Origin of the sequence: Erythrobacter colymbi, from assembly GCF_002155685.1 — a bacterium.
Taxonomy (GTDB): domain Bacteria; phylum Pseudomonadota; class Alphaproteobacteria; order Sphingomonadales; family Sphingomonadaceae; genus Erythrobacter; species Erythrobacter colymbi.
Genome location: NZ_MUYK01000001.1, coordinates 655,980 through 673,701, shown reverse-complemented (window position 1 = coordinate 673,701; position 17,722 = coordinate 655,980). Strand labels below are relative to the sequence as shown.

At 68.8% G+C, this 17,722-nt stretch carries 20 protein-coding genes; 6 read left to right on the top strand and 14 right to left on the bottom strand.

Annotated features, from left to right (window positions below):
- The 5 genes from BZF57_RS03105 to BZF57_RS03085 all read right to left on the bottom strand — a co-directional run bounded on the left by BZF57_RS03105 (position 1) and on the right by BZF57_RS03085 (position 5,883).
- On the bottom strand, positions 1–1,404 hold the full coding sequence (locus BZF57_RS03105) for a methyltransferase family protein (RefSeq protein WP_086734475.1): 1,404 nt from the start codon (positions 1,402–1,404) through the stop codon (positions 1–3).
- Between the two features lie 136 nt (positions 1,405–1,540).
- A complete protein-coding gene (locus tag BZF57_RS03100) occupies positions 1,541–2,890 on the bottom strand; it encodes a PQQ-like beta-propeller repeat protein (protein WP_086734473.1) in 1,350 nt (449 codons plus the stop codon).
- A gap of 24 nt (positions 2,891–2,914) precedes the next feature.
- The gene (locus BZF57_RS03095; RefSeq protein ID WP_086734470.1) at positions 2,915–3,718 is read right to left on the bottom strand and encodes a tetratricopeptide repeat protein; all 804 of its coding nucleotides are present in this window, start codon (positions 3,716–3,718) and stop codon (positions 2,915–2,917) included.
- Positions 3,719–3,877: 159 nt separating this feature from the next.
- A complete protein-coding gene (locus BZF57_RS03090; protein ID WP_086734468.1) occupies positions 3,878–5,020 on the bottom strand; it encodes a glycosyltransferase in 1,143 nt (380 codons plus the stop codon).
- Positions 5,017–5,883: an alpha/beta fold hydrolase gene (locus BZF57_RS03085; protein WP_086734466.1), complete on the bottom strand. Its 867-nt coding sequence runs from the start codon at positions 5,881–5,883 to the stop codon at positions 5,017–5,019. The genes BZF57_RS03090 and BZF57_RS03085 overlap by 4 nt, the downstream gene beginning before the upstream one ends.
- An 86-nt stretch (positions 5,884–5,969) precedes the next feature.
- On the opposite strand from BZF57_RS03085, the gene BZF57_RS03080 reads away from it, so the two are divergent.
- A complete protein-coding gene (locus BZF57_RS03080; protein ID WP_086734644.1) occupies positions 5,970–7,370 on the top strand; it encodes a protein adenylyltransferase SelO family protein in 1,401 nt (466 codons plus the stop codon).
- A gap of 87 nt (positions 7,371–7,457) precedes the next feature.
- Positions 7,458–8,870, top strand: a complete 1,413-nt coding sequence (astD, locus tag BZF57_RS03075) for a succinylglutamate-semialdehyde dehydrogenase (RefSeq protein WP_086734464.1) — start codon at positions 7,458–7,460, stop codon at positions 8,868–8,870.
- Here astD and BZF57_RS03070 read toward each other — a convergent pair.
- A complete protein-coding gene (locus BZF57_RS03070; protein ID WP_086734462.1) occupies positions 8,867–9,595 on the bottom strand; it encodes a hypothetical protein in 729 nt (242 codons plus the stop codon). The genes astD and BZF57_RS03070 overlap by 4 nt on opposite strands.
- Positions 9,596–9,860: 265 nt before the next feature.
- On the opposite strand from BZF57_RS03070, the gene rarD reads away from it, so the two are divergent.
- Positions 9,861–10,787 (top strand): EamA family transporter RarD, encoded by a 927-nt coding sequence (gene rarD, locus BZF57_RS03065; RefSeq protein ID WP_086734460.1) that lies wholly within the window; start codon positions 9,861–9,863, stop codon positions 10,785–10,787.
- Between the two features lie 89 nt (positions 10,788–10,876).
- Here the strand turns inward: rarD and pyrC are convergent, their stop codons facing one another.
- Positions 10,877–11,914 (bottom strand): dihydroorotase, encoded by a 1,038-nt coding sequence (pyrC, locus tag BZF57_RS03060; protein WP_086734458.1) that lies wholly within the window; start codon positions 11,912–11,914, stop codon positions 10,877–10,879.
- A 38-nt stretch (positions 11,915–11,952) separates the two neighbouring features.
- On the opposite strand from pyrC, the gene ygfZ reads away from it, so the two are divergent.
- Positions 11,953–12,687: a CAF17-like 4Fe-4S cluster assembly/insertion protein YgfZ gene (gene ygfZ, locus BZF57_RS03055; protein WP_086734456.1), complete on the top strand. Its 735-nt coding sequence runs from the start codon at positions 11,953–11,955 to the stop codon at positions 12,685–12,687.
- On the opposite strand, the gene BZF57_RS03050 is transcribed toward ygfZ, so the two are convergent.
- The 4 genes from BZF57_RS03050 to rplU form a co-directional block, all read right to left on the bottom strand.
- A complete protein-coding gene (locus tag BZF57_RS03050) occupies positions 12,684–13,280 on the bottom strand; it encodes a TetR/AcrR family transcriptional regulator (RefSeq protein ID WP_086734454.1) in 597 nt (198 codons plus the stop codon). The genes ygfZ and BZF57_RS03050 overlap by 4 nt on opposite strands.
- A gap of 72 nt (positions 13,281–13,352) precedes the next feature.
- Positions 13,353–13,889: a GNAT family N-acetyltransferase gene (locus tag BZF57_RS03045; protein ID WP_086734452.1), complete on the bottom strand. Its 537-nt coding sequence runs from the start codon at positions 13,887–13,889 to the stop codon at positions 13,353–13,355.
- Between the two features lie 215 nt (positions 13,890–14,104).
- A complete protein-coding gene (gene rpmA / locus BZF57_RS03040) occupies positions 14,105–14,374 on the bottom strand; it encodes a 50S ribosomal protein L27 (protein WP_086734450.1) in 270 nt (89 codons plus the stop codon).
- Between the two features lie 12 nt (positions 14,375–14,386).
- Positions 14,387–14,767 carry a 50S ribosomal protein L21 gene (gene rplU, locus BZF57_RS03035; protein ID WP_086734448.1) on the bottom strand — a complete coding sequence of 127 codons (381 nt, stop codon included), beginning with the start codon at positions 14,765–14,767 and terminating at the stop codon, positions 14,387–14,389.
- 235 nt (positions 14,768–15,002) lie between these two features.
- Here rplU and BZF57_RS03030 point away from each other — a divergent pair, with 235 nt between their 5' ends.
- Together BZF57_RS03030 and BZF57_RS03025 are read left to right on the top strand one after the other, a co-directional pair.
- Positions 15,003–15,503 carry a hypothetical protein gene (locus tag BZF57_RS03030; protein ID WP_086734446.1) on the top strand — a complete coding sequence of 167 codons (501 nt, stop codon included), beginning with the start codon at positions 15,003–15,005 and terminating at the stop codon, positions 15,501–15,503.
- On the top strand, positions 15,500–16,189 hold the full coding sequence (locus BZF57_RS03025) for a Crp/Fnr family transcriptional regulator (protein WP_086734444.1): 690 nt from the start codon (positions 15,500–15,502) through the stop codon (positions 16,187–16,189). The genes BZF57_RS03030 and BZF57_RS03025 overlap by 4 nt, the downstream gene beginning before the upstream one ends.
- Before the next feature lie 323 nt (positions 16,190–16,512).
- On the opposite strand, the gene BZF57_RS03020 is transcribed toward BZF57_RS03025, so the two are convergent.
- From BZF57_RS03020 to BZF57_RS03010, 3 genes are all read right to left on the bottom strand, one after another.
- Positions 16,513–16,950, bottom strand: coding sequence for a hypothetical protein (locus tag BZF57_RS03020; RefSeq protein ID WP_086734442.1), 438 nt, complete (start codon positions 16,948–16,950; stop codon positions 16,513–16,515).
- 71 nt (positions 16,951–17,021) lie between these two features.
- Complete coding sequence (locus BZF57_RS03015) at positions 17,022–17,468, bottom strand: molybdenum cofactor biosynthesis protein MoaE (RefSeq protein ID WP_086734440.1); 447 nt, start codon at positions 17,466–17,468, stop codon at positions 17,022–17,024.
- On the bottom strand, positions 17,468–17,719 hold the full coding sequence (locus tag BZF57_RS03010; protein WP_086734438.1) for a MoaD/ThiS family protein: 252 nt from the start codon (positions 17,717–17,719) through the stop codon (positions 17,468–17,470). The genes BZF57_RS03015 and BZF57_RS03010 overlap by 1 nt, the downstream gene beginning before the upstream one ends.
- Positions 17,720–17,722 lie beyond the last annotated feature (3 nt).

Sequence of the window (17,722 nt, the reverse complement as noted above, 5' to 3'; positions counted from 1 at the left end):
CTACTCGGCGGGGTAGGCGTGTGCTTCATGCGGCGCCGCCGCTCCGCCGCCGAACACGCGGCGCTTCAGCCGGACCAGCGGCGCGGTGACGAACCCGTGCTGCTCCATCCACGCGTGATATTCGCGATATTTCGGATCCTCGGCGAGCAGATGCGCCTCCTCGGTCTTGGCGCGCCAGAAGTATATGCCGTTCACCACGAGTAGGAAAACGGCATTGCGCACCGCGTCGAGCCAGCCGCCGTCGGTCACCATGAAGGGCAACACGCTCGCCCACCAGAACAGGTTCTTCGACAGATAGGCCGGGTGGCGGGTGAAGCGGTAGGGCCCGTTGGTCAGCACGCCGCGGTAGGTGAGGTTGGAAAAGCGGATGCCGAACACCACCGTCGCCCAAGCGTAAACCCCTGTGAGGAATACGAGAAGTCCGCCCCACGCCCACAGCAGGGCGGTGTGCCCGGCGAACCAGTGCGCCCAGCCCGGCGTCGCGAATTCGTAGTTCAGGATCTGGTCGTTGGGTCCGATGATCCCCCACACGAAAGGCGGATAGCACATCAGCGCGGCAAGCCAGCCGGCGAGGAAGGGGTTGCCCGAACGGATGTGGGAATCGAGCGGGCGCAGCGTCAGCAGGTAGCCCACGGTGCCGATCTGCACGTCGACGAGGAACAGCAGCGTCACCAGCAGCATCGCGAATTCGACCGGATTGCCGAGGAATTGCTGGGGGTTGGCCTCCACCACCTGCGCAAAGCCCGGGGGGAGGATCGAGATCATGAAGGCCCCGAAGAAGCCCTTGATCGCCCAGGCGCGCCAGTGCTTGGCGATCGCCGCGGTGTCCCACTGCTCGCGCCCGATCACCCCGCCGCCGACGACGAAGGCGCCGAAGTGGAAGGCCCCGTCGCGCGGCTCCACCAGATAGCGGTCGAGCCAGATGACATAGGGCACCGAGAGCATCACCAACGGAAAGATGGCGAAGCTCAGAACTTCCATCGAAAACAGGTAGTTGCCGCTCCAGTACCAGCGAGCGAGGCAGTAGAAGGCGGCCAGCAAAGCCCAGGTCGCCCACAGGCCGACGAGCTTGATCACCGCGACCGGCATCACCTCGGCGACGCTGCGCTTCAGGCTCCAGTCGATGCCCGTCGAGGGGCGCAGGTGGACCTTGTCGACCAGCAGCGACCACGCCGCCATCGGCAGCGCGGTGAACAGCATCGCGGCGAGCGCGGCATAAGGCCCTGAAAGAACGCCTCTTTCACCCGCCAACGCGCCGCCGAGCCCAAGCGCGTCGGCGATCTGCGGATAGGACCGGCAGAAGGCGATCCACACCACCAGACCCGCCAGCCCCGCAAGCCCGACGCCGGTCGAAACGTCGCTGCGCGGGCGCGCGGTTGGAAAGGGCGAGGACGGCGCATTCATGGCGCATCCGCCCTACAGCATAAGGGTTAACAGACGGGCAAAGCCCCGCTGACCCGCGCCGGTGCGGGTCTGGAGGGGGTCTGAGGGAGGCTGGAGGGGGTCTGGGCCCCCTCTGGCACGAAATGGCCTGTGGGAATCACTTCCAGGCGTGGATCGTGCCGCTGTCGTCCAACAGGTAGAGCACCCCGTCGGCCACAACCGGCGCAAGGCTCACGGGCGCATCGATCTCGGCGAACAGCGTCGCCGAACCTTCGCCCGCGCTCACCTTCCACACCTCGCCGCGCGAGCTGGCGACCCACAGCTGGCCGCCGGCGAGCACCGGGCCGGTCCAGAAGATCGGGCCCTTCTTGTCTTCCTCGTCCTTGTAACGCTGGAGCTGGCTGATCCAGCGCACCCGGCCCGAGGAACGCGCGATGGCGAGCAGGCGCCCGTCATCGGTGAGGGTGAAGATCCACTCGCCTGCGATGGCGGGGGTGGAGATGCCGGCAAGGTTGAGTTCCCAGATGCGCTGGCCGGTGACCAGTTCATAGGCCGCCATGCGTCCGCCCTGCCCGAGCGCGTAGACGCGGCCCGAATCGATGATCGGATCGGCGTCGATATCGGTGATCGAGCCCACGGTGGTCGAGATGTTGGTCCGCGCAAGCGCGTCCGACCACAGGCTGCGGCCGTTCTCGTAGCGGTAGGCGGTCAGCTCGCCCGAGGAATAGCCCGCGACGATCGTGCCCTGCCCAGCGGCGGGGGCGGCCACGCCGAACACGCCCGACTGGGTGTTGGAGCCGCTCTCGTCCCAGATCAGCGAGCCGTCCTTGGTGCTGAGCGAGAGGAGCTGGTTGTCCTGCGTCATCACGAACAGCTCGTCGAAGGCGATGGTCGGCGCGCCGCGCAGGGGGCCTGCGGGCTTCACCTTCCACAGCATCTCGCCGGTTTCGGCGTTGATCGCCTTCACCTCGCCCACGCCGTTGGTGGCGTAGAGCTTGCCCGCTTCATAGCTGACCCCGCCGCCGAAGGCCGAGGGGCGCATATCCTTGGTCATGCTCTCGTCGTTCTGGAGGCTCCAGAGCTTCGCGCCGGTGTTCTTGTCGAATGCGCTGATAACGCCGTCGGTGCCGATCGCGTAGAGCTTGCCGCCGCCGATCACGGGCGCCGCGGCAAGACGCTCGCGGTTGCTCGATCCGGCGACCCTGGCGGTCCAGATCTTCGAGGGGTTCTCGGCCAGCGCAAGGTGCCCGTAGGACTTGCCCGCCGCGCCGCCGGCCTGCGCCCATTCGGCGTTGGTCCGCTGCGGGGGGAGCACGACGCTGACCGCGGCGAGCGCCGGATCGACCTCGGCCCCGCTCTCGATGCGCGAGAGGATCGGCACGCGGTTGCCCACGGTCGGCGTGGTCTTGTCCTTGCCGCCGCCGAACAGCCCGCCCTTGCAACCGGTCAGGCCCGCCGCGAGCACGCCTGCCAGCAGCGCCGCGCGCAGGATCTTCGAGTGTGTCATATCCGTCCGTTCCAATCCCGTCTCTTATTCGGCCGCAGCCGTCGGGGCGGCGCCCGCATCGGCTTCTGCCCCCTCGCCATCGGACCTGACCCCCTGGTCCTTGAGCAGCTTGTCCACATCGACCACCGCATCGACGCCCATCAGCCCCGCCATCTGGCGCGCGCGGCTGCGCAGGGTTTCGGGCTGGCTTTCGTCCTTGGCGATGGCGGCGAAGATCTTGCCCGCTTCGGCGCGGTTGCCGGCTTCGAGATGGGCCATCGCCACCAGCTCGCCCGCGGAACCGAGCCACGGGCTGCCTTCCTTGGCGAGCGGGCCGAGCTGCGCGATCACGTCGGCGGGCTTCATGCTGTCGTAATTTATCGCGACATCGCGGATCTTCGCGAGGTTGCGCAGCGCCGGGGGCGCGCTCTCGTCGGCGGCGATCTGCTTGTAGAGGCCGCTCGCCTTGGCGGTGTCGCCCGATTCCAGCGCGGCGCCAGCCTGGATGTAGCGCGCCGCGGTGCGCGCGCCGGGCGAATTGCCGTCGGCGAGCAGCGGCGCGACCTTGTCCGCCGCGCCCTTGAAATCGCCCGCGTCCGCCGCGTCGAGCGCCGCGATCAGTGCTTCGGACTGCTGTTCGAGCTTCTGTTCGGCGAAGTGGTGCCACACCATGTACCCGCCCAGCGCCGCGATCAGCGCGAGGATGACGCCGAGCAGTTTGACCCCGTGGTTGCGCATGAAGTCATAGACCGCATCCTCGCGCACCGCTTCGTCGATCTCGCGGATCAGCACTTCGTCTTCGCGCGTCGTGTCGGGGATAGCCGGAATGTTGGAAGGAGTGCGCGCCATTGGGGGCCTTGGTGTCCTCGTCAAAGTCATGTGCCGCCCGCCGCAGCCGGGGCACCGCCGCGCTCTTTAGGCAGGTGGAGCCGCTCGCGCAATGGCAGGGGCGGTTTGGCCGGGGAGATGGGGCGGCGGGGTTGAACGGGGGATGAAGCGCGAGAGGGCTCAGAACGCGCGGCCCATCGCGCGGGCATAGACGCTCTCGTAGGCCGCGCACATCGCGGCGATGTCGAATTCGGCCCGCGCCCGCGCGCGGTTGGCCTCGCCCAGTTTGGCGCGAAGCGCAGGGTCTGCGGCAAGGGTGGCGAGGGCCTCGCCCAGGGCGAGGGGATCGCCCGGCAGCGTCAGCAGCGCGGCATTGTCGGGGGCGAGGATCGCGCGGATATCCCCCACGTCGGTCGAAGCCACGGGCCGCCCCGCCGCCATCGCCTCGACCACCGAGAGCGGGAACTGCTCGGAGGCGGAAGACAGCGCGAAGATATCGAACAGGCCGACGACCCTGGCGGGATCGACATTGCCGGGCAGGTGGACGCGCGCGGCGATGCCCAGCGCTTCGGCCGCGGCAAGGATCGCGGCGCGCTCCGGCCCCTCGCCGCAGATGACGAGGTACCATTCGGGCGGGAGCTGCGCAAAGGCGGCGACCAGATCGGGCAGGCGCTTGACCGGGCGCAGGCCTGCCAGCGTGCCGACCCAGAACTGCCCCTCGCCCTTCGTGACCGGCAGCGCGCCGGGATCGGGCGCGGCGGCGAAGGCGGGGGTGTCGATGCCGTTGGGGATGCGGGTGACGCGCGCCTCGGGCTGGCGCCACACCTCGCGGGCGATGGTCTCGAGCACCTGCGAGGGCACCACCAGCCCCGCCGCCCGCGCCAGCGCCGCACGGCGGTAGAGGTTGCGCAAGGGGCTGAGGCGCTCGGCTTCGTCCTCGTTGAAGCCGTCCTCGTGGTGGACCAGCGGGGGGAGCTGCATCGCATCGGCATAGGCGCGGTGCGCCATCACCACGTCCATCGCGCCCCAGTTGTAGGTGCACACGAGATCATAGCCCCGCATCGCCCGCGCCAGCCGCGCCAGCCTTGCGGGCGTGGGCCTGCCTTTCAGCGAGGGGAAACCGGACGGGTAATCGACCGGCACCCGCGGCCCGATCAGCCCCGCCGCCCCCATCGCCTCCGGCTCGGCCGAAACGATGCTGTGGTGCAGGCGCGGCCCCCAGGCGTTCATCAGGCGCGCACAGCGCACCTCCTTGCCGCCGGGGGAGAAGGTTGAATGGCAGTGGAGGATGCGCGGGACAGGCGGCCCCGACGGCTCGCTCACTCGGCCCCGTCCAGCAGCGCGAGGATCGCCGCGCGCACCTCGGGCTCGTCGAGCGTCGGGGCGTGGCCGACGCGCGGGACGGTGATCGTCTTCAGCGCCGGATTGCGCACGCCCATCTGCCGCACCGTCTCCTCGCTGAGCAGATCGGACAGCGCGCCGCGCACCAGCAGCATCGGCACCCCCGCCAGCGCCTCGAAAGCGAGCCACAGGTTGGGCGGCGCGGCGTTGCCGGGCTTGGAGAAGGGCTCGGCAATGGCCATGTCGTAATCGAAGGCGATCCGCCCGTTCTGGCTCACCACCATCGTGCGCTTGGCCATTTCGAGCCACTGGTCGAGGTCGAAATCGGGGAAGGCGGCGCCATGCGCCTCGGCCAGCCCGCGCGCGGCGTGAACCCACGTGGGGTAGGAGCGGCCCTGCCCGACATAGCCCGAAATGCGCGAGAGGCCTTCGGTCTGCACCTCGGGGCCGATATCGTTCATCACCACCGCGCTCATGCGCCCCGGCTTGCCGGCGGCCATCAGCATGGTCATCAGCCCGCCCATCGAGGTGCCGACCACGGCAAAGCGGCCGATTGCCTGTTCGGCGAGCAGCTTTTCCACATCCTGCACATAGACGAGCGGGTTGTAGGTGTCCGAATCCGGCGCGTAATCGCTCATCCCGCGCCCGCGCATCTCGGTGACGATCACGCGGCGAGTGGCCGACAGCGCCTCGGCCAGCGGGCCGAAATCGCGGGCGTTGCGGGTGAGGCCGTGCATGCACAGCACCGGCAGCTTCGTAGCTCCCTCGGGGCCGGGATAGTTGCGGTAATGCAGGGTCAGCCCGTCGCTGCTCGTCCAGTAGCGGTCTTCGTAAGTCGCGGCCATGACCGGCGTTATTCCCCATTATGTGCCTAACCCGGCGGCTTGCGCGCGCGGGTGCTTGCCCCCACTATCGCGGGATGAGCTTGGCCATGCAACATCCGGATGAGGCTGTCACCTACCGCCCCGATCCGGCGATCCTTTCGCTAGCCCCCTGGCTGGGCGATCCTGTCGCCCCGGCGGATTTCCCCGAAACGCGGCTGCGCTGGCGCAACGACCGCGCGGCGGCGAGCGTCGGGCTGGCGGGGCTAAGCGACGCAGACTGGCTGCGGCACTTCGGGCGGTTCGAGGCGCTGGAGGGCAACCTCCCCCACCCCCTCGCGCTGCGCTATCACGGACACCAGTTCCGCGTGTACAACCCCGAGATCGGCGACGGGCGCGGGTTCCTCTTTGCGCAGATGCGGGGCGGCGACGGGCGGCTGATAGACCTCGGCACCAAGGGTTCGGGCCAGACCCCGTGGAGCCGCTCCGGCGATGGCCGCCTGACGCTGAAGGGCGCGGTGCGCGAAATCCTCGCGACCGAGATGCTCGAGGCCCTCGGCGTCAACACCTCCAAGACCTTCAGCGTGATCGAGACCGGCGAGAGCCTCTATCGCGGGGACGAACCCTCCCCCACGCGCTCGGCGGTGCTGGTGCGCCTCAGCCACTCCCACATCCGTTTCGGCACCTTGCAGCGGCTGCTCGCGCTGGAAGCGGCGGACGAGATGGAGCAGCTCATCGCCTATTGCCTCCAGCACTTCCCCGCCCCGCCCCCGCCCGCAGACGCCCCCGACCGCGACAATCCCGCGATCCGGCTGATGCACGCTGTGGTCGAGCGCATGGCCGATCTGGCCGCAAGCTACATGGTCGCAGGCTTCGTCCACGGGGTGCTCAACACCGACAACATGAACATCACCGGCGAGAGCTTCGACTATGGCCCGTGGCGCTGGCTGCCCGCGTGGGAGCCGGGCTTCACCGCCGCCTATTTCGACCACGCCGGGCTCTACGCCTTCGGCCGCCAGCCCGAGGCGCTGCACTGGAATTGCGGGCAACTGGCAGTGGCGCTGCGGCTCCATGCCGAGACCGGGCCCCTTGTGGCCGCGCTCGAGCGTTTCGGGCCGCTCTACATGGCCGCCGTCGCGCGGCGGTGGTGCTGGCGGCTGGGGGTGGAAAGCCGGGGCGTCGAGGCCGACACGCAGCTCGTCGCCGCCTGCGAGGCGCAGATGCGCGAGGGCGCGCTCCAGCCCGATGCCTTCTTCTTCGCCAACCGCGGCGGGCGCGGGGAGGCAACCGGCGCGCTCGGCGAAGCGCTGGCGGGTTACTTCCCCGTCTCCTCGGACCATCCCTACTGGAGTGATCCCGAACCCCAGTCGATGCTGATCGAGGAGGTCGAGGCGATCTGGGCCGCGATCGACCAAGCCGACGACTGGGCCCCGCTCCACGCCAAGGTCGCCGCCCTGCGCCGCATGGGCGAGGCGCATGGTCCCCCGCCCACACCTCAGGGACATCCCTAGGTTGCTCGCCCCTATCTTTTGCGCGCCAACAGCGTTAGGGGCGAGACCGGAATTGCGGGGGCAGGACAGGCATTGGATAGCGGCGGATTGACCGACAACATCCTCATTTCCCACGAACCGGCGAGCGGAGAGGAAGTCTGGCGCGGCCCTCTGGGCGACGTCGACGCGGCCGTTTCCGCCGCGCGCCGTGCCTGGGCGCCGTGGGCCGCACGCGCGCTGACCGACCGGATCGCTCTGCTTCGCGGCTTTGCCAACACCGTGCGCCGCGACAGCGACATGCTCGCCGATCTCATCGCGCGCGAGGCGGGCAAGCCCCTGTGGGAAGCGCGCAACGAGATCGATTCGGTGGTCGCGCGGATCGACATCGCGGTGCAGGCCTATGCCGAGCGGACGGGCAAGAAGAAGCTCGATTCCGGCGTCGGGGCGAGCGCGGCGCTGCGCCACAAGCCGCATGGCGTGATGGCCGTGATCGGGCCGTTCAACTTCCCCGCCCACATCCCCTGCGGCCACATCATCCCCGCGCTGATCGCGGGCAATGCGGTGGTGTTCAAGCCGTCCGAGAAAACCCCCGCCGTGGGCGAGGCGCTGGTCGCGGCCTTCCACCGCGCCGGCGTGCCCGAGGACGTGATCCAGTGCGTGATCGGCGGGCCGGAGGAAGGCAAGGCGCTGGTCGCCCATCCGGGGATCGACGGCGTGCTGTTCACCGGATCGGCGCAGGCAGGCATCGCGATCAATCGCAAGCTCGCCGCCAATCCGGGCAAGATCGTCGCGCTCGAGATGGGGGGCAACAACCCCGTCGTCGTCACTGACACGCCCAAGCTCGCCGATGCGGCCGCGCTGATCGTGCAGAGCGCCTTCACCACCGCCGGCCAGCGCTGCACCTCGGCGCGGCGGCTGATCGTGGTGGAGAGCGTCTATGACGCGCTGATGGCCGAACTCGTGCCGCTGGCGCGCAAGCTGATGGTCGGCCACCCGCTCGGCGAGCCGCAGCCCTTCATGGGCCCGGTGATCGACAACGAGACTGCCGACCGCCTGACCGAAAGCTTCGTCGCGCTGCTCACCGCCGGGGGCCGCCCGCTGCTGCACATGCGCCGCACGGTGCCCGATCTGCCCTTCCTCAGCCCCGGGATCATCGACGTCACCGACGTGCCCGAGCGCCCCGATATCGAGCTGTTCGGCCCGCTGCTCCAGGTGATCCGCGTGCCCGACCTCGACACCGCCATCACCGAGGCGAACAACACCCGCTTCGGCCTCTCGGCCTCGCTGATCGGCGGCAGCCCCGAGGATTACGGGCGCTTCTGGGCCAATATCCGCGCCGGGATCATCAACTGGAACGCGCCCACCAACGGGGCCTCGTCGAAGGCGCCCTTCGGCGGGGTCGGCCTGTCGGGCAACCATCGCCCGGCGGCCTATTACGCCGCCGATTATTGCGCCTATCCGGTCGCCAGCAACGAGATGGACCAGCCGCGCGCGACGGTGATGATCGGGGTGCGGCCCTAGTTCGTCTGCGGCGCGCGGTAGACCAGCGTCACGCCGGTCAGCCCGCCGGGTGCCGGACGCAGATGCACCGCCAGCCGCTCGCCGTTCTTGCCCTTCGCCGCGATGCTCTCCTGCGGCTGCGCGAAGCGTTGCGGGGTGAGCCCTGCCCGGCTCGCACGCACGAAGTGGTATTGCAGCACATCGGCAAGCGGCGCGGCGGTCTGGTAGCGGACGATGCGAAGGCGGCATTCGCCCGTATCTGCTCCACCTGCCTGCACCACCATCGCGGGCGGCGGAAGCAGGGCGGCGGGCGGCAGCTTGGCGGCGAGCGCGAAGTCTTCCCTGAGCTTGCCCGCACAGGCCGCGGGCGCGCCGACGGCGGCGAGAAGCTCCGCCGGCCCCGACATCGGGCCGAGCGGCGCGCCGCCCGGCTTGTCGCTGGCGGGCGGGAGATCGGGGAGCGTGCCGCTTTCGAGCAGTTCGATCCGCAGCGCCTCGCGCGCGGCCTGCGCATCCTCGTTGCTCGCCGCGAGCACCGGCAGCGCCGTGCTGTCGGCAAAGCCGATAGCGGCGTTGGCCTCGTTGCGGCTGGCGAGATCGGGGTCGCTCATCAGCGGGTCGTTGAGCGCGCGGGCGATCACGGGGTCCTGCGCGATCAGCGCGGCATCGTCCGCCGCGCCGGGGCCCGCAGGCGCACAGGCAGCGGCACAGCTTGCAAGCAGCAGAAGGGGAAGGGCGCGGCGCATCGCCCCAAGCCTTTGCCACAGGTTGGTTAATTTGCCTTCAACCAGACGTGGAAACGCCTCCGGAGCCGGATGGCCCCGAAGGCGTCCCCCGCGAAGGCAAAAACGCGCCCCCGCGCCGGCGGCCGCTGGTGGGAACGGCCGCAAGCCCAATTTCGTTCATCTATAGAGAGTGCAATCTGAACGAATCGGCCATGCGGTTGAAAGCCACCGTTCAGCGATCCTGCGGCTTGCGCCCCGGCGCCTGCACCCCTAACGCCGCGGCACCATGAGCACCCCCGCCCCTCACGACGCTCCGCAGGCGTCCGGCCCCGTCGCCTCCGGCCTTGCACCGGCGCTGGGGGCCTACATCATCTGGGGCTTCCTGCCGCTCTACCTGATGCTGGTGAGGAGCGTCCCCCCGTTCGAATTCGTCGGCTGGCGGATCATCTGGACGCTGCCGCTGTGCCTGCTGATCGTCGCCTACCGCCGCCAGTTCCCCGAGCTGCTCGCGGCGCTGAAGACGCCCCGGAGCCTGCTCGCCCTGCTGGCGAGTTCGGTGCTGATCGGGATCAACTGGTTCGTCTATATCTGGGCGATCATGGCGGGCGAGGTGTTTGCGACCTCGATCGGCTATTACCTCAACCCACTATTGAACGTGCTGCTCGGCACGGTGGTGCTGGGCGAGAAGCTGTCGAAGCGGCAATGGCTCGCGGTCGCCATCGCAGGGGTCGCGGTGGCGCTGCTGGCGACGGGAGCGGAAACGCTGACGAGCCTGTGGATCAGCCTCAGTCTCGGTTTCAGCTTCGGCGTCTATGGCCTTGTGAGGAAACAGGTTGCCGTGGGCTCGCTCCCCGGCCTCACCATCGAGAGCGCGATCCTGCTGCCCGTCGCCGGGAGCATCGCCGCATGGTACGCGATGAGCCCGCAAGGCTCGGCTTTCGGGCATGACGCGTGGATGAGCCTGCTGATCGTGTTCTCCGGCGTCGTCACCGCCGTGCCGCTGCTGATGTTCGCCATCGCCGCGCGGCGGATGGACTATTCGACGCTGGGCTTCATCCAGTATCTCTCGCCCACAATCGTGTTCTTCCTCGGCCTGTTCGTGTTCCACCAGCCGCTCGCACCGGCCAAGCTCGCATGCTTCGTGCTGATCTGGATCGCGGTGGCGGTGTTCGTGTGGGATCTGTGGGCGAAGAAGCGGGGGTCTGCTTCCTGATGCTGTCACCCCCGCGCAGGCGGGGGTCCAGCTGCTTTGCGAATAGTCCAGAAAGCTGGATCCCCGCCTGCGCGGGGATGACGACATGATTAGCCGACGAACCTCCACCCCAGCAGCTGCCCGCCATGCCAGGGGACGATCTCCTCGCCGGTGACGTGCAGGCATGCTGGCACCGCCACCTCGGCGCGTTCCAAGGTGACGGTCTCCTCGTTCACCGGCAGCTTGTAAAAGGCCGGACCGTGGAGCGAGGCGAAGCCTTCGAACCGGTCGAGCGCGTCCTCCTCGTCGAACACCGTGACGTAGCTTTCGAGCGCATAGGGCGCGCCAAAAATCCCCGCGCAGCCACAGGCGCTTTCCTTGGCGCTCCTCAGATGCGGGGCCGAATCGGTGCCGAGGAAGAACTTCGGGCTCCCGCTCGTCGCCGCCGCGCGCAGCGCCAGCCGGTGCGTCTCGCGCTTGGCGACGGGGAGGCAGTAGTTGTGCGGCTGGATGCCGCCCACCAGCATCGCGTTGCGGTTGATGTGGAGGTGCTGGGGCGTGATGGTTGCGGCAACCTGCGGCCCGGCCTCGTTGACGAAATCGACCGCATCGCTGGTGGTGATGTGCTCGAACACGATCCGGAGGTTCGGGAAAGCCGCAACAATGCCGCGCAAGTGCCTCTCGATGAACTCCTTTTCGCGGTCGAACACGTCGACGGAGTGGTCCGTCACCTCGCCGTGGATGCACAGCACGATGTCCTCGGCCTCCATCCGCGCGAGGACGGGATAGAGCTTCTCGACATCAGTCACGCCCGCGGCCGAGTTGGTCGTGGCGTTGGCGGGATACATCTTGGCCGCGGTGAACACGCCGTCGGCTGCCCCGCGCGCCAGATCGTCGGGATCGGTGTTGTCGGTGAGGTAGCAGGTCATCAGCGGCTCGAACCGCACGCCTGCGGGCACCGCCGCCATGATCCGCTCGCGATAGGCCGCGCCCAGCGCCGTCGTCGTCACCGGCGGGGTGAGGTTGGGCATCACGATCGCGCGGGCAAACTGCCGCGCGGTATAGGGCACCACCTCGCGCATGATGTCGCCATCGCGGAAGTGCAGGTGCCAGTCGTCAGGGCGGCGGATCGTGAGGCGGTCGGTCATGGGTTCCCCTTAGCCATGTGCGATCCTATCTGTCACCCATGACTGCAACCGAACTGACCACCCGCGCGATCATCCGCCTTGCCCCGCAGGACGCCGGGGAGGACGTGGCGGGCTTCCTCCAGGGCCTTGTCACCAATGACGTGACCGGCCCCCTGCCCTGCTACGCCGCGCTGCTTTCGGCACAGGGCAAGCACATGTTCGATTTCCTCGTGTGGAACGACGGGCCCGATCTGCTGCTCGATTGCGAGGCCGCGGAGGCCGACGCTTTGGTCAAGCGCCTGTCGATGTACCGCCTGCGCCGCCAAATCGCGATTGCGCGCGACGAGAGCCTTGCCGTCCACTGGAGCCCCCTGCCCCACGAGAACCTCGCCCATGACCCGCGCCTGGCCGAACTCGGCCACCGCTGGCTGGCGCACCCCGGCGGGGAGAGCGCCGACGCGGCGTGGCTCGCCCATCGACTCGGCCTCGGCGTGCCCGAGGGGCGGGCCGAGATGGGCGACATCCTGTGGCTGGAAACCAACGCGGTCGAACTCCACGGGGTGAGCTTCACCAAGGGCTGCTATGTCGGGCAGGAAAACACCGCGCGGATGAACTGGCGGCAGAAGGTCAATCGCCGGCTGGTGGTGGTGCCGCTCGGCGCGTCGGACGAGGCGCGGCGGATGGCGGCCTATCCCGAGCTTGGCCTCGCGGTCGATCACCTGCGGGTGGACAGCCTCGATCCTGCGAGCCTGCCCGCATGGCAGCGCGCCGGGGTGGAGACGCCCGAGAGCTAGTGCTGCTGGTGTTCGGCGAAGCTCGCTTCGAGCATCGCCGTCGCCCGCTCGCGCGCGGCATCGCGCGGCAGCTCGAGCGACTTGGCAAGCGCGCCGCCGATCAGTGCATCGCCCAGCGCCATCAGCACGAGGCTGAGCGTATCGCGGTGCAGGCGCCGCTCGGCGATATGCTCGGGCGGTTCGGTCGGGGCGAGTTCGTCGAGCAGGTCGTGGATCGTCGAGATGATCGGATCGAGCGCGTCCTCGTTGCCCGTCAGCAGCATCCAGCTGGTGAGCGCGCCCGCGCCCTCGCGGTCGAAGGCATCGAAGGCGAGATCGACCACCTCGCGCGCCGAGCCCAGGCCCGCGCGGCTGGCATGGACGGCCTGGAGGATCGTCTCGCACACCGTGCGCGCCAGATGCTCGGCCAGCGCCTTCTGCAGGCCCGAGGCCGAGCCGAAGTGGTGGAGCAGGTTCGCATGGGTGCGCCCGATCCGCGCCGAGACCGCCTTCAGCGTCACCGACTGCGGCCCCGCCTCGATCAGCAGCGCGCGCGCGGCTTCGAGCGCGGTGCTGCGCGATTCCTCGGGAGTTAGCCTCTTTCTGGCGACCATAGGGCAACGCCCCTAAGGCTTTTTGCAGATGCGAACAAGACCCGCGCCCCGAAGCGCGCGGGTCTGATCCGGTCAGGCCGCCCGGGCGAACGGGGCCGGGTCCATGTCGGCCTCCAGATCGAGCGCATATTCGACCGATTCGACCATGCACCCGCGCGCGAGGCTGAAGCGCTTGCCCGGCCGCCCGGTGGGGACGAAACCGAGCTTCCGCAGCACCTTGCCCGAGGCGGGATTGTCGACGAAGTGCCCCGCGACCACCCGCCGGTGGCCGAGCGCGCGCGCGACCTTGAGCACCGCGCCCGCCGCCTCGGTGGCATAGCCCTGCCCCCAGTGCGCACGTGCGATCCAGTAGCCGAGCTCGGGCTCACCCTCGTGCTCGCCCATCCCCGCGCTGCCGATCACGCCCTTGCCGGGCACGGTGACGAGGAAGTGCGGCAGGCGCATGTCCTGCGGCAGGGCGGCGAAGTGGCGCGCATCGTCGAGCGTATAGGGCCACGGCGCGCGGGCGAGGTTCTTGACGATGCTCTCCTCGCCGATCCCGGCGAGAATTGCGCCGCAATCCTCGGGGAAAGCGGGCCTCAGGAACAGTCTTTCGCTGCGATGGAACACGAGAGTTCTCCCTACCTCGCCCCGCGCCGGCCCTAGGGCTGACGCGTGACAGTTTCATGGCCGCGAAGCTTTTGGAATCTCGCGGCAATGGTGAGGGAGAACGCAAAAGGGAGACGGACCCCCTCGGTTGAGGACGGTCCTGTCTCCCTCGAATGGCGGGTCTTGCACCCGCCGGGACCATCCTTACCGGACGATCCCTTTATCGAATCGTCCGCTTATTCGGCCGCTTCGGCCATGGCGTCGACCGAGACGTACTTTCGGCCGAGCTTGCCAGCGTGGAATCGCACGACGCCGTCGGTAAGCGAGTAGAGGGTGTGGTCCTTGCCCATGCCCACGTTCACGCCCGGGTACACCTTGGTGCCGCGCTGACGGATAATAATGTTGCCGCCGATCACTTCCTGACCGCCGAACTTCTTCACGCCAAGGCGACGACCGGCCGAATCACGACCGTTACGCGACGAACCGCCTGCTTTCTTATGTGCCATGGTCCGGGCTCCTTATTCGGCCGAGGCAGCCGCTTCGGCGGCTTCGGTCTTTGTCTTCTTGGCGGCGGCCTTCTTGGCCGGCTTCTCGGCAGCGGCAGCGCCGACAGCGGTGATGCGCAGGAGCGTCATCTGCTGGCGGTGGCCGTTCTTGCGACGATAGTTGTGACGGCGGCGCTTCTTGAAGACGACCACCTTCTCGCTCTTGGCCTGGGCGATGATCTCGGCCGAGACGGTCACCGACTTGGCATCGGCGAGGGTTTCGCCTTCACCGGCCAGCAGGACATCGCCCAGCGTGATCGTGTCGCCGGCTTCGCCTGCGAGCTTTTCAACGGCAATCTTGTCTCCGGCGGCAACCCGATATTGCTTGCCGCCCGTGCGCACTACAGCGAACATGGCTCTAAACTCTCTTGTCTGTGCGGTGTCCGGCCATCGCGCTTGCGCCACAAAAACCGAACGGCAATGCGGGGCTTGCGCAGATGCAGCCCCGTAAAGGATGCGTGCCGTTAGGGGAAAGGCGGGGCCAAGTCAACGCCCCTGCGCGGGCGGCATGACCAAAAAGTCGGATGCGCATATCTGTTAGGACGCTTTGCCACGCGCGGGTGTCATGGTAACAGGACACGGGATCTTTATGCGCTCAGAACTGACAAAAACCGCCGCCATCGCCCTGCTTGCCTCGGGGCTGACGGCCTGTGCGAGCGGCAGCCACTCCTATCCCTCGCTGGCGATCCGCGATGTGGAGCGCGGGATCGCGACCGAGGCGCCCGCGCCTGCCGCACCGATTCGCCCCGCGACACCGGCGGCGCGTCTGGCCGAGCTGCGCGGTGCCGCCAAGGCCGCCCACGCTGCCTTTACCGCGCGCGAGAGCGAGGCGGCGCGACTCGCCCGGGCGGCTGCCGGACAACCCTTCGAGAGCAATGCGCGGGCCACCGCAATCGTCGCGCTGGCCGAACTCGACACGCGCCGCAGCAAGACCGCCGAGGCTCTCGCCGCGCTCGATGCCCTCTCGGCCGAAGCCGCAGGCGCGCTCAGCCCCGATCCGGCGCTTGCCGCCGCGCAGTCCGAAGTCGCCGCCGTGCTCGCCCGCGAGGACGCGGAAATCGCGCGCTTGTGGGAGGTGATGGGGACATGAACCTCGCCTGCGCCACCTGTCCGGTAAAGGAGACCGCGGCCTGCGCGGTGCTTACCCCCGAGGAACGCGAGGCGATGGCCGCCGCGGGCCGCACCCGCACGCTGAAGCGCGGCGAGATGCTGTTCGCCGCCGGTGACGAGGAAGCCGCCTGCGCGACGCTGCTGACCGGCGCGCTCAAGGTCTCGGCGATCGATCAGGACGGCAACGAGCAGATCCTCGCGCTGGTCCATCCGGCGGGCTTCATCGGTGAGCTCTTCGCGCCTTTCGCGCATCACGATGTGGTGGCGCTCACCGAAAGCCGCCTGTGCACCTTCGCGCGGCGCGATATCGAGCGGGCGATCGAGGATTACCCGGCGCTGGCCCGCGCGCTGCTGCGCCGCAGCCAGGCCGATCTGCTGGCGACGCGCAACCTGCTCGAGCTGACCGGCCACGCCAGCGCCGAGGCGCGGCTCGCGGCCCTGCTCCACGATTTCGCCGCGGCGGCGAGCGAAAGCTCGTGCCACCTCGCGCGGCAGTTTGAACTGCCCCTGACCCGCGGCGAAATCGCCAACATGCTCGGCCTCACGATCGAGACGGTGAGCCGCAAGCTCGGCGAACTCGAAGACATGGGCGCGATCCGGCGCGAGGGGAAGCGGGGGATCGCCTTGCTCGATGCGGAGCTGCTGCAGGACATATCGGGGCGGTAGTCGGCTTTTCGGATTCACGCAGAGGCGCAGAGAGGAAGAGGGGAGACGCAGAGGTGTCGCCCTGTGCCGAAGGCACATTCTGCTTCCATGACAATGTCGCAAACCGCGACGTTCGAGGTGAAATGCGGCTGCGCCGCGCGCACTACATCTCAGCGCCTCTGCTTCCTCTGCGCCTCTGCGTGAAACCCCGCGGGGCAGCCGCTTAACCTTGCGCATAAAACAGAAAAGCCTGCCCATGCCGCGCTATCGAGCATGAACAGGCCTTGGAGTTCCGGGGCGGCAGTGGGGAGAGAGGCTGCCGCCCCGAGGGGGGACTTGTCGGATCAGCGCACCACCGCCGCGATCACGGCCACGGCGAGGCCCCAGCACACCAGCAGGGCGGGCAGGATCAGCACCTGAATGGTCGCGTCCTTGGCCGCGAGGCGTCCGGTGTTGGTCTGGATGCCGCACGCCTCGAACTCGCCGAGCGTTTGCGGCTCGCTGGTGTTGCCCGCAAGGCGGGTCCACAGCGCGGGGACGCCAAAGCCGGCGATGATGAAGACGACGAAGATTGCCATCGGGATCGCCAGCACGGGGTTGGCGAAGGCCGTGCCGACCACCAGCAGGAAGCCGAGATAGCCCGCCACGGTCGCGCCGTAGAGCGCGGTGGGCAGGCCGAAATTGCGGTCGGCCTCGACCTGGTGGCGGACGGGGGCTTCGGCGGGGTGATCGACGACGCGGGCGTCGCCGCGGGCGATGAGATCGTGGACGATGTGGCTCATGGGATGATCCTTTCCGTTGTTGGAAAGGCGATTACCCTGCGCCCGGCGCCCTCGCTTTGATCGCGGTCAAATCACGCCTGCCAGCGCGCGAGATCGCTGTGGTCCTGTTCGCGCGGCTCGATCCAGTGCCACTGGCCGTCACGCTTCTCGCGCTTCCAGAACCATGCGGCGCTTTTCAGATGGTCCATACAGAAATCGACCGCGTCGATCGCGTCGCGGCGGTGGAGCGCGGCGGCCGAGACGCAGACGATCGGCTCGCCCGGGCGCATCAACCCGACACGGTGGACCATGAGGAGGCCCATCAGGGTGAAGCGCGCAAAGGCACGGTCGGCCAGCTCGTGCATCCCGGGCAGGGTCAGCGGCTCGTAATGGCTGAGTTCGAGTGCCTCGACCCCGGTGTCGGAGCGCACTTCGCCCACGAAGGTGCACACCCCGCCAAGGCCGGGGTTGGCGTTGGTGAAGGGGCCGATCAGCGTGCCGGGGATGAACATCCGGTCGAGCAGGCGGATATCGCGCATCAGCCCCCCGACACCGGCGGGAGCAGCGCGATCTCGTCTCCGGCATTGGCCTGCAGCTTGGCCTTGTTGGGCAGCAGCGCGCCGTTGACCGCCACGCGGATGCGCGGATCGTCGAGCGCCTCGGCCAAGGCGGCAGGGAGTGCGGCCTTGAGACCTTCCCAGTCGAGCCCGGTCGACAGGGCCAGCGGCAGCGGCAGCGAGGGCGCGCCTGCAAGGTCGGCGAGCTTGCCGAGGGGGACGACGGTCGCCATGCC

Coding starts and splice junctions, on each gene's coding strand:
- BZF57_RS03025 (WP_086734444.1), top strand. CDS start 15,500: ATGAACCTCGCCTGCGCCACCTGTCCGGTAAAGGAGACCGCGGCCTGC.
- BZF57_RS03085 (WP_086734466.1), bottom strand. CDS start 5,883: ATGGCCGCGACTTACGAAGACCGCTACTGGACGAGCAGCGACGGGCTG.
- BZF57_RS03030 (WP_086734446.1), top strand. CDS start 15,003: ATGCGCTCAGAACTGACAAAAACCGCCGCCATCGCCCTGCTTGCCTCG.
- BZF57_RS03105 (WP_086734475.1), bottom strand. CDS start 1,404: ATGAATGCGCCGTCCTCGCCCTTTCCAACCGCGCGCCCGCGCAGCGAC.
- BZF57_RS03095 (WP_086734470.1), bottom strand. CDS start 3,718: ATGGCGCGCACTCCTTCCAACATTCCGGCTATCCCCGACACGACGCGC.
- BZF57_RS03015 (WP_086734440.1), bottom strand. CDS start 17,468: ATGCGCGATATCCGCCTGCTCGACCGGATGTTCATCCCCGGCACGCTG.
- BZF57_RS03050 (WP_086734454.1), bottom strand. CDS start 13,280: ATGGTCGCCAGAAAGAGGCTAACTCCCGAGGAATCGCGCAGCACCGCG.
- ygfZ (WP_086734456.1), top strand. CDS start 11,953: ATGACTGCAACCGAACTGACCACCCGCGCGATCATCCGCCTTGCCCCG.
- BZF57_RS03080 (WP_086734644.1), top strand. CDS start 5,970: ATGCAACATCCGGATGAGGCTGTCACCTACCGCCCCGATCCGGCGATC.
- BZF57_RS03100 (WP_086734473.1), bottom strand. CDS start 2,890: ATGACACACTCGAAGATCCTGCGCGCGGCGCTGCTGGCAGGCGTGCTC.
- BZF57_RS03070 (WP_086734462.1), bottom strand. CDS start 9,595: ATGCGCCGCGCCCTTCCCCTTCTGCTGCTTGCAAGCTGTGCCGCTGCC.
- BZF57_RS03010 (WP_086734438.1), bottom strand. CDS start 17,719: ATGGCGACCGTCGTCCCCCTCGGCAAGCTCGCCGACCTTGCAGGCGCG.
- rpmA (WP_086734450.1), bottom strand. CDS start 14,374: ATGGCACATAAGAAAGCAGGCGGTTCGTCGCGTAACGGTCGTGATTCG.
- rplU (WP_086734448.1), bottom strand. CDS start 14,767: ATGTTCGCTGTAGTGCGCACGGGCGGCAAGCAATATCGGGTTGCCGCC.
- pyrC (WP_086734458.1), bottom strand. CDS start 11,914: ATGACCGACCGCCTCACGATCCGCCGCCCTGACGACTGGCACCTGCAC.
- BZF57_RS03020 (WP_086734442.1), bottom strand. CDS start 16,950: ATGAGCCACATCGTCCACGATCTCATCGCCCGCGGCGACGCCCGCGTC.
- rarD (WP_086734460.1), top strand. CDS start 9,861: ATGAGCACCCCCGCCCCTCACGACGCTCCGCAGGCGTCCGGCCCCGTC.